The 14,155-nt window shown below is 49.4% G+C and carries 11 protein-coding genes and 1 rRNA gene; 6 read left to right on the forward strand and 6 right to left on the reverse strand.

Features of this window, described 5'->3' with window-relative positions; all coding sequences use genetic code 11:
• Together BZG78_RS09285 and gmhB are read right to left on the reverse strand one after the other, a co-directional pair.
• Nucleotides 1-274: ribosomal RNA gene (locus tag BZG78_RS09285) — 16S ribosomal RNA — on the reverse strand; the annotation flags it as partial.
• A 408-nt stretch (nt 275-682) separates the two neighbouring features.
• Nucleotides 683-1,243, reverse strand: a complete 561-nt coding sequence (gene gmhB, locus BZG78_RS09295) for a D-glycero-beta-D-manno-heptose 1,7-bisphosphate 7-phosphatase (RefSeq protein ID WP_108743378.1) — start codon at nt 1,241-1,243, stop codon at nt 683-685.
• A gap of 120 nt (nt 1,244-1,363) precedes the next feature.
• Here gmhB and tsaA point away from each other — a divergent pair, with 120 nt between their 5' ends.
• The 6 genes from tsaA to BZG78_RS09325 all read left to right on the forward strand — a co-directional run bounded on the left by tsaA (nt 1,364) and on the right by BZG78_RS09325 (nt 6,631).
• Entirely contained in the window at nt 1,364-2,089 is a 726-nt protein-coding gene (tsaA, locus tag BZG78_RS09300) for a tRNA (N6-threonylcarbamoyladenosine(37)-N6)-methyltransferase TrmO (protein WP_077661042.1), read from the forward strand.
• Nucleotides 2,090-2,133: 44 nt separating this feature from the next.
• Nucleotides 2,134-3,849 (forward strand): proline--tRNA ligase, encoded by a 1,716-nt coding sequence (locus tag BZG78_RS09305; protein ID WP_077661043.1) that lies wholly within the window; start codon nt 2,134-2,136, stop codon nt 3,847-3,849.
• Nucleotides 3,850-4,067: 218 nt separating this feature from the next.
• Nucleotides 4,068-5,198: a patatin-like phospholipase family protein gene (locus BZG78_RS09310; RefSeq protein ID WP_077661044.1), complete on the forward strand. Its 1,131-nt coding sequence runs from the start codon at nt 4,068-4,070 to the stop codon at nt 5,196-5,198.
• Between the two features lie 122 nt (nt 5,199-5,320).
• Nucleotides 5,321-6,175, forward strand: coding sequence for a GGDEF domain-containing protein (locus BZG78_RS09315; RefSeq protein WP_077661045.1), 855 nt, complete (start codon nt 5,321-5,323; stop codon nt 6,173-6,175).
• 62 nt (nt 6,176-6,237) lie between these two features.
• The gene (locus tag BZG78_RS09320; RefSeq protein ID WP_021021984.1) at nt 6,238-6,441 is read left to right on the forward strand and encodes a YaeP family protein; all 204 of its coding nucleotides are present in this window, start codon (nt 6,238-6,240) and stop codon (nt 6,439-6,441) included.
• 1 nt (nt 6,442) lies between these two features.
• Complete coding sequence (locus BZG78_RS09325; protein WP_021021985.1) at nt 6,443-6,631, forward strand: DUF4250 domain-containing protein; 189 nt, start codon at nt 6,443-6,445, stop codon at nt 6,629-6,631.
• Between the two features lie 71 nt (nt 6,632-6,702).
• On the opposite strand, the gene BZG78_RS09330 is transcribed toward BZG78_RS09325, so the two are convergent.
• The 4 genes from BZG78_RS09330 to dnaE form a co-directional block, all read right to left on the reverse strand.
• The gene (locus tag BZG78_RS09330; protein WP_021021986.1) at nt 6,703-8,052 is read right to left on the reverse strand and encodes a sodium-dependent transporter; all 1,350 of its coding nucleotides are present in this window, start codon (nt 8,050-8,052) and stop codon (nt 6,703-6,705) included.
• Nucleotides 8,053-8,246: 194 nt separating this feature from the next.
• Nucleotides 8,247-9,548, reverse strand: coding sequence for a tRNA lysidine(34) synthetase TilS (tilS, locus tag BZG78_RS09335; protein WP_199877181.1), 1,302 nt, complete (start codon nt 9,546-9,548; stop codon nt 8,247-8,249).
• A 97-nt stretch (nt 9,549-9,645) separates the two neighbouring features.
• On the reverse strand, nt 9,646-10,605 hold the full coding sequence (gene accA, locus BZG78_RS09340; protein ID WP_077661047.1) for an acetyl-CoA carboxylase carboxyl transferase subunit alpha: 960 nt from the start codon (nt 10,603-10,605) through the stop codon (nt 9,646-9,648).
• A gap of 55 nt (nt 10,606-10,660) precedes the next feature.
• The gene (dnaE, locus tag BZG78_RS09345; RefSeq protein WP_077661048.1) at nt 10,661-14,140 is read right to left on the reverse strand and encodes a DNA polymerase III subunit alpha; all 3,480 of its coding nucleotides are present in this window, start codon (nt 14,138-14,140) and stop codon (nt 10,661-10,663) included.
• Between the last annotated feature and the right edge of the window lie 15 nt (nt 14,141-14,155).

The raw sequence follows: 14,155 nt of genomic DNA on the forward strand, positions 1-14,155 counted from the left end.
GCTAATCCTAACTGGGCCCATCCCAACGCGATAGCTTACATGTAGAGGCCACCTTTGGTCCYRRCTCTAAYGAAYYAAGACATTATGCGGTATTAGCCGTCGTTTCCAACGGTTATCCCCCTCGTCAGGGCAGGTTCCCAGCCGTTACTCACCCGTCCGCCGCTCGACGTCCAGTAAATCCACCGAAGCTTCAATACYGCCGTTTCCGCTCGACTTGCATGTGTTAGGCCTGCCGCCAGCGTTCAATCTGAGCCATGATCAAACTCTTCAATTAAAGTTTTGGTGTTTGCTTTTCCWAAGAAAAGACAAACGGCTCGATAAATACTGTTTTGTTCRTCTCTTGCGAGACAAACGAATTGACTGTGCCGAACAACGTAAACGTTGTTTCGTATTGGTCACTCAGTTCATCGAATAAATCTTTTTGTCTATTCTCAACGAGTGCCCACACAGATTGCATAGGTCAAATTGTTAAAGAGCGCCGCTCATCGTTGAGCGGGAGTGGCATAATACGCCACTTTGGCACTGAGTCAAGCATTTTGTTTTGCTTGTCTGTGTTGCCGTTGCTAGCTCGGCTTGCCGTGCCAACGAGAAGCGAATTATAGAGAGTTGTTTTTTTGATGCAAGTGTTTTTGTTCAAAAAAATCTAATCGCACAACTTTTCGCCGTATCGTTAAATATATGTTTACGCTTGGGTATCTTTCAATGCATCCGGCACATCGGCAATCGATACGAGGACCTCAGTCGCTAACGCCATCCCTTCTTCGGTAACGGGCTTCCCTGAACGAACCAGAAAACGCGTTTCGATGCCTGCTGCTTGAGCGGCTTTCATGTCATCTGCTTTATCACCCACCATCACAGAGCGAGATAAATCAATATCAAGCTCTTTCGCTGCCTCTAAGAGCATACCTGGTTTAGGTTTTCGGCAGTCACAATCAAGTTGATATTCACCGATGCCGTCTAGTGCATGATGCGGGCAATAGTAGATGCCATCGAAATCGACACCTTTATCGGCAAAGTTCCAATCCATCCACTCTGTCAATTGTAAGAAATCTTCTTCGCTGTAGTAACCACGAGCAATGCCCGCTTGATTAGTGACTAACACTAAAAGATACCCTTTTTCTTTTAACGCGCGGCACGCCTCAAACACACCGTCAATGTATTCAAAGTTATCGATACTGGCCACATAACCGTGGTCAACATTCACCACGCCATCACGATCGATAAAAATTGCTGGTAGCCTCACGCATTTTTCCTCTTCATCAATAGTCACCAGATTATGTCACGCTCAAGACTGACTTGCATCCATACTCCCCGTCTCTTTCGCATGCTAGTATAGCGGCTTTATTGTCGGGTTTATTCGTTTATGCGCTCCCCATTTTCTATCACGCCGATCGGCACGCTCCAATCACCGTTTAAAGAAAAGTTTGCTGTTCCTCGCCAACCGGGGCTGGCACCGAGTGCGCTTGCCCACCTTAAATTACACGATGACGCGAATCAGATTGAGGCTGTCCGAGGCATCGAACAATATTCCCATCTATGGTTGCTCTTTCTCTTTGACCAAAACTTAGAGAAAGGATGGCGACCGACAGTGCGCCCCCCTCGTTTAGGTGGGAATGAACGTATTGGCGTCTTTGCTAGCCGAGCGACGTTTCGCCCTAACGGTATTGGCATGTCAGCCGTCGAGCTGGTTGATGTGTCACAGGATAACGGGCAGGTCACCTTAACACTGCGCGGATGTGATCTCGTCGACCAGACACCTATCATCGATATAAAACCATACATTCCCTATTCAGATAGCATAGCCGACGCTCAAGGCGGATTTGCTCAAACCAAACCAACACCAATGGACGTCCGTTTTTCTGACAACGCATTACAGGCTTTATCTCAATCTCCTTATCAAGCCTACCATCAACGCGTGATTAGCGAAGTATTAGCCCAGGATCCTCGTCCTGCTTATAAACAGGGTAAAAAGGATGATAAATGTTACGCCGTACACCTTTTTGATTTTAACGTGCGGTTTTATGTACAACCTACGCAAATCCTGGTCGTGGCGGTAGAAGCTTTTGTCGAAACTCCCCCACACTGTTAATATGTTTGGACTTATTGAACGCCAATTTCAACGGATAACTTTAAATGCGTACCAGTCAATATCTGCTTTCTACCTTGAAAGAAACCCCTAGCGACGCAGAGATTGTCAGCCACCAGCTGATGCTGCGCGCGGGCATGATTCGAAAACTTGCCTCTGGCCTTTATACTTGGTTGCCTTCGGGTGTCCGCGTACTTCACCATGTTGAACGCATTGTGCGCGAAGAAATGAATCGAGCCGGTGCCGTTGAGACCATGATGCCCGTTGTCCAACCTGCTGATCTTTGGTTAGAGACGGGGCGCTGGGAGAAGTTTGGTCCTGAGCTACTTCGTATTGCTGACCGCCATCAGCGTGATTTTGTCTTAGGCCCTACGCATGAAGAAGTGATTACGCACTTGGCACGTAATGAAATTAATTCATACAAGCAACTGCCGCTCAATCTTTATCAAATCCAAACCAAGTTCCGTGATGAAGTACGTCCAAGATTTGGTGTTATGCGCTCACGTGAATTCACAATGAAAGACGCGTACAGTTTTGATATTGATAAAGCAGGCATGGAACAAAGCTACGAGAAAATGCGTGCGGCCTACTGTGCCATTTTTGATCGTATGGGGCTGGATTATCGTGCTGTGTTAGCAGATACCGGTGCGATTGGTGGGTCAGCATCACACGAGTTCCATGTCCTGGCCGACAGTGGTGAAGATCTGATTGCATTTTCAACCGAGTCCGACTACGCGGCAAATATTGAAAAAGCCGAAGCTTTGGCACCTAAAACGCAGGCTGATGCACCGACCCAAGAAATGACGCTCGTCGATACTCCCGATGCGAAAACCATCGCTGAGTTGGTTACGCAGTTTGAGCTTCCGATTGAAAAGACGGTAAAAACTTTATTTGTCAAAGCCTCTGACGAGGTAGAGTCTGATCTTATCGCCCTAATCATCCGTGGTGACCACGAGTTGAATGAAGTGAAAGCAGAGAACCTACCACAGGTTGCTGCACCACTTACCTTTGCGACTGAAGAAGAAATCCGCGCACTGGTTGGAGCGGGTCCTGGCTCTTTAGGGCCTGTCAACTTACCGTCTCCTTTCATCGTTGACCGCAGTGTGGCAGTCATGAACGATTTTGGCGCAGGTGCCAATATCGACGATAAGCACTACTTCGGGATCAACTGGGGACGCGATGCGACGCTTGACCAAGTTGAGGACCTACGTAACGTTGTCGAAGGCGACCCTAGCCCGTGTGGCAAAGGAACGCTGATGTTTAAACGCGGTATTGAAGTCGGTCATATTTTCCAGCTTGGTAATAACTACTCGCAAAAAATGAATGCCGGCGTGCTTGGACAGGATGGCAAGAACGCGATGCTAGAAATGGGCTGTTACGGTATCGGCATTACGCGTGTGATTGCTGCCGCCATCGAACAGAACCATGACCAAAATGGCATTATCTGGCCCGATGCCCTTGCGCCATTTAAAGTTGCCATTGTACCGATGAATATGCATAAGTCTGAGCGCGTACGCGAAGCAGCAGAAGCACTCTATGCTGATCTGACTCACGCTGGTATCGATGTATTATTCGATGATCGTAAAGAGCGCCCAGGCGTAATGTTCTCCGACATTGAACTTGTCGGTGTTCCTCACACGATTGTTATCGGAGAGCGCAGCATGGATAACGGAGTGTTCGAGTACAAACACCGTCGTGATGGCGAGAAAGTGCCTTTTGCGATTGACGATGCACTGACTTTCATTCAATCAAAACTCGCTTAAATAGCGCGTGATGGTTGCATTCAATACCCCGTTTTAGCGGGGTATTTTTTTGCTGATTTGTTGCCAACCGGCCTCACTGATTACAAAGCCCTCTATTTAACGCAGTCACCATCCGCAATGTTTAAAAGATTGAATGTTGGAAAGAGTGTGACAATGACCATGCATCGGCGCACACAGGCTGTCTATAATCAAACTGTTAGCGCGAGGATGAGATATGTATGGCCAAAAGCAAACCTAAGACAGCTTTGGTGCTGACTGGCGGTGGGGCCCGAGCCGCTTACCAAGTTGGTGTGTTATCGGCGATCGCGCAGTGGTATCCGCGCGTGCATGCTAGCCCGTTTACTATTTATTGTGGCACATCAGCCGGTGCGATTAATGCCGTCTCCCTTGCGAGCCATGCGTCATGTTTTCGACTAGGCGTCAAAAAACTGTCGTGGCTATGGCGCCGATTGAGTACGTCTCGTGTCATTGCGAGTCACCCCAGCGCATTGATTGGCCATCTGTTGTCACAAACCGGGCAACGTTTTCAGTCTCACTATCAACCTCCCATTCCCTTTGGCTTACTAAATAACCGACCTTTACGCTATCTGCTTAATCAAACCATTAACTTTAATAAACTTAATTATCAGCTCTTAGCTGGGCACTTACACGGGCTATCCGTCACCGCCTCTAACTATCAAACCGGCCAGTCAGTCAGCTTTTTCCAAGGAGATCCGGAGATTCCGCCTTGGGTACGTGCCCGTGCGGTGGGCCGCCGCAGTCAAATATCAACAGAACACTTACTCGCTTCTTCCGCTATTCCGTTCATGTTTCCAGCATCTAGAATTGGCCATGAGTTTTACGGTGACGGTGCCATCCACCAGATCGCACCTTTGCGGCCAGCGGTAAAAATGGATGCAGAGCGTATCCTCATTTTAGATTTGACCACTGGGATCCGGCAATCTGCTCAAATAAATCATGCAGCTCCTGGGCTAGCAATGCTCGGCGGCCACCTGATGAATGCCATTTTCGCCGATACACTGTCTGCAGATTTGGAGCACCTTCAACGACTTAATCAAGTAGCTAGTGCGCTGACGCCATCACAGCAGCAACAGTTGGGATTACGCCATATTGATGTCTTACATCTGCGTCCTTCTGAGCCTTTTGAGCCCCTAGCCAAGCGTTTTTACCCACATATGCCGATAGCCTTGCGGAGTTTACTCAAATTATTAGGCATCAATGCCGGTCAAGATGCGACCCTAGCGAGTTATTTGTTATTTGAGCCGGCATACCTTCGCCAGTTGATTGACATTGGTTATCGCGATGCACACAATCATCAGTCTGATATTCTTTCTCTACTGACCGATTAATTATCTAAAAAACAACATGCTTATTAGCCTCTCCTCACCATGATTAGGATGAATATTAAAGGCTGGCATGATTTCTGCTTTACCATTACAAACACACACGATTGTAGAGTTGTTATCCTTTAATGAATGCCTCGCACATAAAGCAGTATACAAAGGCTGATTCCCCCCCGCGGATTATTCCGTTGGGCGCCGATCAGCGCTTGTTGTTGCTGCAAAAACTGCAAGGCCACCTTGATATAAAGGTCCTGTTCGAGGTCTATGCGCGCCAATTAGAAAAACATATCGATATCGGTCGGATTATTTGGGAGCACGATGACATCTCCAATATCATTCGCCGTGGTGAGCAACATACCTTTCGTCAAACGTTTTCAATCAAGTTCAATAAACAGCCGCTTGGTGTCCTTCAATATTCGACACCTTATAAGCTCGACCGAGACGAAATTAGCTTGTTACACACCTATCACAAGTTATTAGCCGGGCCACTTAATAATGCCGTTGAGTATACGCGTGTGAAAAATATGGCGTTACTTGATGGTTTAACAGGCTTACACAACCGTACGAGCTTTGAGCAGGATCTTCAGCATGCGGTTGCTGTATGCGAGCGAGAAAATATCGGCCTTGTGATGGTGATGTTCGATATGGACAACTTTAAACAAGTCAATGACACCTATGGTCATTTGGACGGCGATAAAGTGTTACGCCGCTTTTCATTGCTGGTTAGGGAAGCGGTAAGAGGAAGTGATCGCTGCTATCGACTGGGCGGCGATGAGTTTGCCGTCATCTTACAGCCCGCCAGCCAAACGTCAGTCAAGCGAGTCACAACACGCGTTAAACAACTCGTTGGCCAAGACCACCTGCTATCCAGCTATCAGATCAGCGCCTCGGTCGGATTTTCTGAGTATCGACAAGGCGACAATAATCTCTCTCTTTACGAGCGTGCTGACCAGAGCATGTACCGCCAAAAGCGCGCACGTTAATACTTTCCTCCTGCCGGTGAGATTGGGTATAGTGCTCCTTATCATCACTTGAGGAGACAATCATGAAAGTTGCAGACTGCTGTGATCTTATTCGCCAACGCTATGCCGAAATAGGTAGTGGTGAGCAAGGCTATATTCCTGCGGCGATCCACTGCGCGATCAACACCCTAAACGACGTTGCACAAGATCCGTCGATTCCTCAGTCACGTCGCGACCAAGCTGCATTTGCAGCCGCCAATTTATTGATTAGCGATCACGAGGATTAAGATGGATTTAAACAATTACGCGACCATGGATCCTGTGATGCTGATGAGCATCATCAACATGAAGCTGCGTGATGAATTCGATGGCTTGGACGATTTGGTTCGCTATTACGAGATAGATAAAGTCGCTCTCTGTGCTCGACTTAAAGACGCGGGCTTTGACTACCTGGAAGCAACGAAGCAATTTCGGTAATCAGGATTAAAACGAGAAAAGCGGACATGGTGTCCGCTTTTTATCTCAATTCACCCTGTGAGCGTGTTCGCTTAACCCAGTGACACCCATAACACGGTTGCCACCAAAATAGGACACACGAACTTCACATAGGCGGGCCAAATTTTCCAAAAAAGGCTCTGTTCAATCTCTTCATAGCCCTCACGTAAGGCAGACAACTTACGGTCACGCGCCCAGATCCAGCCACCAAATAAGCAAAACAGTAAAGCAGCAAAAGGCTGGAAGTATTGCGTCGCCACTTTTGCCACTAACCCGAACAAAGTACCAAAGTGGAAAACAATCACCGCACTCAACGCCGCAATCAAGCCGCCAAGCACCCAGCTTGTCAATTTACGATTTGATCCTAACCGCTCGCTAGCCAGTGCAACCGGACACTCGAGCATAGAAATAGAAGACGTCAGTGCGGCAATCGTCATTAATAAAAAGAAGACCAAAGACACATAAGGGCCAGCAGCACCTAAGCTTTCAAACAGCAAGGGTAACACGGTGAATACTAAGGTATCGGCGCTAAGTAAGCTGCCATCCTGAGCATAGATTTCGACGCCCTGATGCATCGCCACAAACATCGCTGGCAATACCACTAACCCCGCAACCACCGCCACAGCAGTATCCACCAAGGTCACACTCAAGGCCATCTTCGGCAAATTCTCTTTCTGGCTAAGGTAAGAGCCATAAATCAACATCGAGCACCCACCAATCGTCAGCGAAAAGAACCCTTGCCCCATCGCGGCTAGCAACAAGTCTTTGTCCATGATCTTGCTAAAGTCTGGGATGAGATAGTGCTTTAGTCCTTCTGTCGCGCCTGGCAATGTCATGATGTAGATGAACATGGCGGCAAATAAGACAAATAGCGCAGGCATCAAACGCGTTGACCAGCGTTCGATCCCTTGCTTGACCCCGGCTTGGACGATAAAAATAGTCAAAACATAAAAAAGGATAGCACCAAACAGGTTACGCGACGCCGAAAAGCCTTTTAACCAAGCCGCTGTATCGGTAAATTGCAGGATCTCTGCGACCGCGGCGAGCAAAAATGACACTAACCAACCACCAACGATGCTATAAAACGCTAACACCATACAAGGCACCGCCAGGCCAATAAGACCCACACCACTGCCTAAGCGCTTCATTAGTGGATTGTCACTTAATGCACGCATACTATCTAGCGGGTTAGCTCGACCATGACGGCCTATCGCCATCTCGACCACCAGCATCGGAAACGCGACCAGCAGAATCATCAGAAGATAGACGAGCAAAAAAGCGCCCCCGCCATTACTGGCCGCTTGTGTCGGAAACCCCCAAATATTACCGAGCCCAACCGCAGCCCCTGCTGCAGCGAGAACGAAGCCAATTCTAGTACCGAATAACTCGCGACTTGATGCCATTACCACTCACCTCATGTATCATTAGACTAGTACATTAAGTAATTCGGGAAAATTAAGCAAGCCCGGGGCGCTTAACTGCTCAATTAATCATCACTAGACGGGCATGCTATTATGCCGCCATGATGCGCGATGTTTCTTTTATCCTCGGTTTAACGGAGTAAAAATAGGTAAACATCCGTTTGCAAAGACTAACGCTAACGTTGCCAAACGAGTCGCCATTGCTGACCACTCGCCCCTAGACGAACAAAATGGTCAGCCACCGCTACCACGCCCTGATCGTCACAGATAATAGGTTGCCGACGACGTAACCAACTTGGGATCGCCGCCTCTTGATAGAGCTTCTTTAATTTTCGCCGCCCTTGCCGCCCAACAGGATGCATTGCTAAGCCACTCGGATTAAAGTGGACCTTGAGCGTTGAGGTTAATGGTCCGAGCGCTAAACCTGGCGCTGTCGCCTCAAAGGGCAACAAGTGCAACTGTCCAAGCCCATCGGGTAACGTCAGGGGCTGCTCCAGTGTTAACTCTCCTTGCCACTGCGATAAGTCGGCACAAGGTGTGACGACATAAAGCTGTTGCTGATAGCGACGAATACTGACATCTGCGATCGTCAAACACGGGTTAGCATCTTGTTTGGCGTGGATCACGTCACGGATAAGCACCTGTAACTGCGCATAAGTGAGCACCAACTTATATCGCTTTAGCCAATGACGGAGCAGCGCATGCGCCATGGCAGGATCCGCTTGGGGGAGTACCGCGATCGGTAACGCGCCTGAATCACTAAGTGCATTTTCCACTATCGGCGCGATAAAACGCGTCAGCAGCGAGGATTGCTCTGCACATAGGCGCTGTGTGCGTTGAACGGCTTGTCGAAAGCCAGGCCAGCGCGCATCGGCTTCCGGTAACCAGTGCTGACGTAAGAAGTTGCGATCAAAGCGAGTTTGCTGATTGCTAGGGTCATCAATCCAACTCAGCCCATGGCTGCTGGCATAGCTTGCAAGGGCAGCACGTGATTGGGCTAAGAGGGGCCGCACGAGCCAGCCCTGCCCTAATGGACGCACCTCGGGCATCCCTGCTAATCCGTCGAGGCCACTACCACGCTTTAGCGCGAGGAAAAATGTTTCAACCTGATCGTCACCATGCTGCGCCGTCAACACTAAACCTTCCGGCTCTAGATGTTGTTGCAAGGCCTGATACCTTGCTTCACGCGCGGCGTGTTCAAGACTGAGCGCACTGTCGAGTTCAACATGCTCAACTCGACAGTCAAAGCCCGCTTGTTCAGCCCAGTGTTGGCATTGTCTCGCCCATTGTTCAGCCTGCAGTTGCAAACCATGATTAACGTGGACCACCCGATAACAATGCTGGGGGTGCTGATCACGATACTGAGCCAACAGTGCAAGCAGCACCCGAGAGTCCAGACCACCGCTTAATGCGAGAATGATCTGCCGTGGCGTCGTGGTTAACGGTGCCAAACAATCACAAAGTTGTTGGTAAAGCATAGGCATTCACTGTCGATATAATCCGCCATTGTTGCTGGCCGCTGGTAAAAAGAAAAGGGCCCGAAGGCCCTTTTATCCCTATAAATACCATAACGGCTTAGCAATAACCGTAGTTCAATAAACGCTGGTAACGACGATCGCGCAGGCTTTCCGTATCCAAGCCTTCCAAATCAGCCAGCTGGGCCAACAAGGTGTCTTTAATACACTCTGCCATCGCGGTTAAATCGCGATGGGCGCCCCCAAGTGGTTCGCTAATCACAGTATCAATTAAACCCAGCTCTTTAAGCCGTGGCGCTGTGATCCCCATTGCATCCGCCGCTTGAGGGGCTTTTGCTGAATCACGCCAAAGAATCGACGCACATCCCTCAGGCGAAATCACCGAATAGGTTGAGTATTGCAGCATGTTGACGTAATCGCCTACGCCTATCGCTAACGCTCCTCCAGAGCCTCCTTCACCGACCACATTACAAATAATGGGGACAGTTAACCCAGCCATTTCTTTAAGGTTTCGAGCAATCGCTTCCGACTGGCCGCGCTCTTCCGCGCCCACACCAGGATACGCGCCGGCGGTATCAATAAAGGTGATCACAGGAATATTAAACCGTTCCGCCATCTTCATCAGGCGTAATGCTTTACGGTACCCTTCTGGTTTTGGCATTCCAAAGTTACGTTTTACCTTTTCGTTAGTATCACGCCCTTTTTGGTGACCGATCACCATCACTGGACGTCCCTCAAGACGCGCCAATCCACCGACTAATGCTTTGTCGTCGGCATACGCACGATCGCCGGCCAGCTCATCAAATTCGTGAAAAATCCGGTTCAGATAATCGTAGGTGTAAGGGCGTTGTGGATGACGCGCCAACTGCGCGACTTGCCAAGCACCTAAATCAGCAAAAATCTTTCGAGTAAGCTCAACGCTTTTGGTTTCCAGCTGCTCGATTTCTTTATCTAAGTTAACCGCGTCTTCTCCGCCACGCTTGGACACCGCACGAAGGGCCTCAATTTTGGCTTCTAATTCTGCGATCGGTTTTTCGAACTCTAAAAAATTAAGACTCATACCAAGAGAATCCTATTGGTCACCGCCAGTGTACGCGATACGTCACCAGCCTGGCTTAGTTAAACTCTAATTCGACTTGATCATTACCGAGCAAGCCTTTCAAGGTGTCGATTAATTCATCGGTTGGCGTCACACGCCATTCCGCGCCTAAACGCAACCGAGCACGCGCATCATCACGCTGATAATAGATATTCACCGGCACCGTACCCGAACGATACGGCGCCAGTGCATCATGAAATCGTTCAAAAAAGGGGGCCTCTATTTGCTTAGATGACATCGATATGCCCAAACAACGCGCGTATTTTTCCCGCGCTTGGCTAATGTCCATCAATTCACGGGCGGTCATTTTAAGCCCCCCGTTGAAGTCATCAAAGCTGACCTGTCCTGAGACCACCAGAATGCGATCTTTCTCCACTAGATCAAGATATTTGTCGAGCACGTCAGAAAAAAGCATCACTTCCATCCGGCCCGAACGATCATCCAGGGTCAGTATCCCCAGCCGAGAGCCGCGTTTGGTGGTCATGACTCGCGCAGCAATCACCAACCCTGAAACGGTCGAGATCACATCGCGTTTAGTTGCGTGCGCATCTTCCAGCCGCCAGGTCACATAATTTTTCAGCTCTTTGCGGTAACTATTAATGGGATGACCGGTTAAATACAACCCTAGCGTTTCTCTCTCTCCCTCTAGCCATACTTTATCTGGCCAAGGGGCCGCATGCGCGTAGGCGTGCTCAACTTCTTCAGGGGCATCCGTTAATACCCCGAACATATCGGTTTGCCCATATGCTTCAGCTTGATGGTGTTGGCTCGCGGCGCGAATTGCTTCATCGACAGACGCCATCATCGCAGCACGATGTGGCCCCAGTTTGTCCATAGCACCGGCGCGGATCAGCCGTTCAATCACACGTTTGTTGACTTTTTTAGTATCAATTCGAGCACAAAAATCAAACAAGTCTCGGAAATAACCGTCTTGCTCGCGAGCGGCGACAATTGTATCAATAGGGCCTTCGCCAACCCCTTTAATCGCCCCAATACCGTAGACAATCTCACCTTGGTCATTCACGGTAAAATGATGCAGACCCGCATTCACATCGGGCGGTAACACCGTCAGCTTTATGCGGCGACACTCTTCAACCAGCCCCACGACTTTATCGGTGTTATCCATATCAGCAGTCATCACCGCCGCCATAAACTCAGCGGGATAGTGCGCTTTTAGCCACAGCGTTTGATAAGAAACTAGCGCATATGCCGCTGAATGCGATTTGTTAAAGCCGTAACCGGCGAACTTTTCTACTAAGTCGAAGATGCGCATCGCCAGCTCGCCATCAATGCCGTTGGCGATCGCCCCTTTCTCAAAGATTGCACGCTGCTTGGCCATTTCTTCGGGCTTTTTCTTACCCATGGCACGACGCAGCAAGTCTGCACCGCCCAGAGTATACCCCGCTAGCGTTTGCGCAATCTGCATCACCTGCTCTTGATAGAGAATGATGCCATAAGTCGGCTCAAGCGTTTCTTGCAGTGACGGATGTTGCCACTTCTCATCGGGATAAGAAACCTGCTCTCGGCCATGCTTACGGTCAATAAAGTTATCGACCATCCCTGATTGCAACGGGCCCGGCCGGAACAAGGCTACCAAAGCGATCATGTCCTCAAAACTATCGGGCTGAAGACGCTTGATCAGCTCTTTCATGCCACGCGATTCCAGCTGGAAAACCGCGGTCGTCTCGGCTTTACGCAACATCGCAAAGGATGCCTGATCGGTCATCGGGATCGCGGTAATATCAATCGGATCCAGCCCTTTGGCTTTCAAGCGAGGATTGATCATGCCCAACGCCCAGTCGATGATCGTCAGGGTTCGCAGGCCCAGGAAATCAAACTTCACCAAGCCTGCGGTTTCAACATCATTTTTATCGAACTGGGTAACAGGGTGGTGTCCCTCGCTATCACAATAGAGTGGCGAGAAATCGGTAATCGTCGTGGGCGAAATCACTACCCCGCCCGCATGCTTACCCGCGTTACGTGTGACCCCTTCCAGCTTCCGCGCCATGTCGATCAGCGCTTTGACTTCTTCATCATTGTTATAGACTTCGACCAGCTGGGGCTCTGCGTCAAAGGCTTTCTCAAGAGTCATCCCTGGATCAGGAGGCACAAGTTTAGAAATGCGATCAACAAAGCCGTAAGGGTGTCCCAACACCCGACCTACATCGCGAATAACCGCCTTGGCCGCCATGGTACCAAAGGTAATGATCTGAGATACCGCATCACGTCCGTACATTTCGGCGACATGGTCGATCACCAGATCGCGTTTATCCATACAGAAATCGACATCGAAATCCGGCATCGAGACACGCTCGGGATTCAAAAAGCGCTCGAAAAGCAGATCAAATTGCAGCGGATCCAGGTCGGTGATTTTGAGGGCATACGCAACCAATGAGCCAGCGCCCGAACCGCGCCCTGGACCAACGGGGATATCGTTATCTTTTGACCATTGGATAAACTCCATGACGATCAAAAAGTACCCGGGAAATCCCATTTGGTTAATCACGCCAAGCTCACGCTCTAAGCGTGCGTCATAGTCGGGTCGTCGACGTGCTCTTTCTGCTTCATCAGGAAACAAAAAGGCGAGACGTTCTTCCAACCCCTCTTGCGAGCGTTTAACCAGGTACTGATCAATGTCCATTCCCTCGGTCGGGAAGTTCGGTAAGAAGTATTCGTTTAGCCGAACAGGCACATTACAGCGTTTGGCTATTTCAACACTGTTGGTGAGTGCTTCGGGAATATCCGCAAACAGCTCACACATTTCTTGCTCAGTGCGTAAATACTGCTCTGCACTGTAGTGTTTAGGCCGACGCGGGTCATCGAGCGTAAAGCCATCATGAATCGCGACGCGAATTTCGTGAGCATCAAATTCATCGGGCGAGAGAAAACAGACTTCATTGGTCGCCACGACAGGTAAATCATGCTCGGCAGCAAAGTCGACCGCAAAATGGAGGTAGCTCTCTTCATCTTGGCGTCCGGTCCGCACCAACTCCATATAGTAAGCGTTAGGAAAGTACCGCTGGTAGAAGTGTGCGCACTGTTCGGCGAGCGCTTGGTTGCCTTTCAGTAAAGCACGACCCAAATCACCACGACAGCCGCCAGATAGCACAATTAGGCCTTCGGCATGGTCAACGAGCCATTGTTGATCAATCACAGGACGATGCTGCACATGGCCGCGCAAATACGCTTTGGAGATCAGTAATGTCAGGTTTTTGTACCCAACTTTATTGGTTGCAAGCAGGGTTAGCTGACATAACTCATCGCCAAACGCATCAGACTGAACATTAAAATCTGCCCCGATAATGGGCTTAACACCCACATTGTTCGCAGTGTTATAGAACTTAACCAACCCACATAAATTACTGAAATCGGTGAGTGCCATCGCAGGCATGCCCATTTCCGCCACTTTTTTTACCAATGGCGGCACTTTGGACACTCCATCAACCATGGAGTAATCACTATGAATGCGTAAGTGGACGAAACGTGGCTCAGACATAAAACTCGCTACTTC

Origin of the sequence: Salinivibrio sp. MA351, from assembly GCF_001996065.1 — a bacterium.
Taxonomy (GTDB): domain Bacteria; phylum Pseudomonadota; class Gammaproteobacteria; order Enterobacterales; family Vibrionaceae; genus Salinivibrio; species Salinivibrio costicola.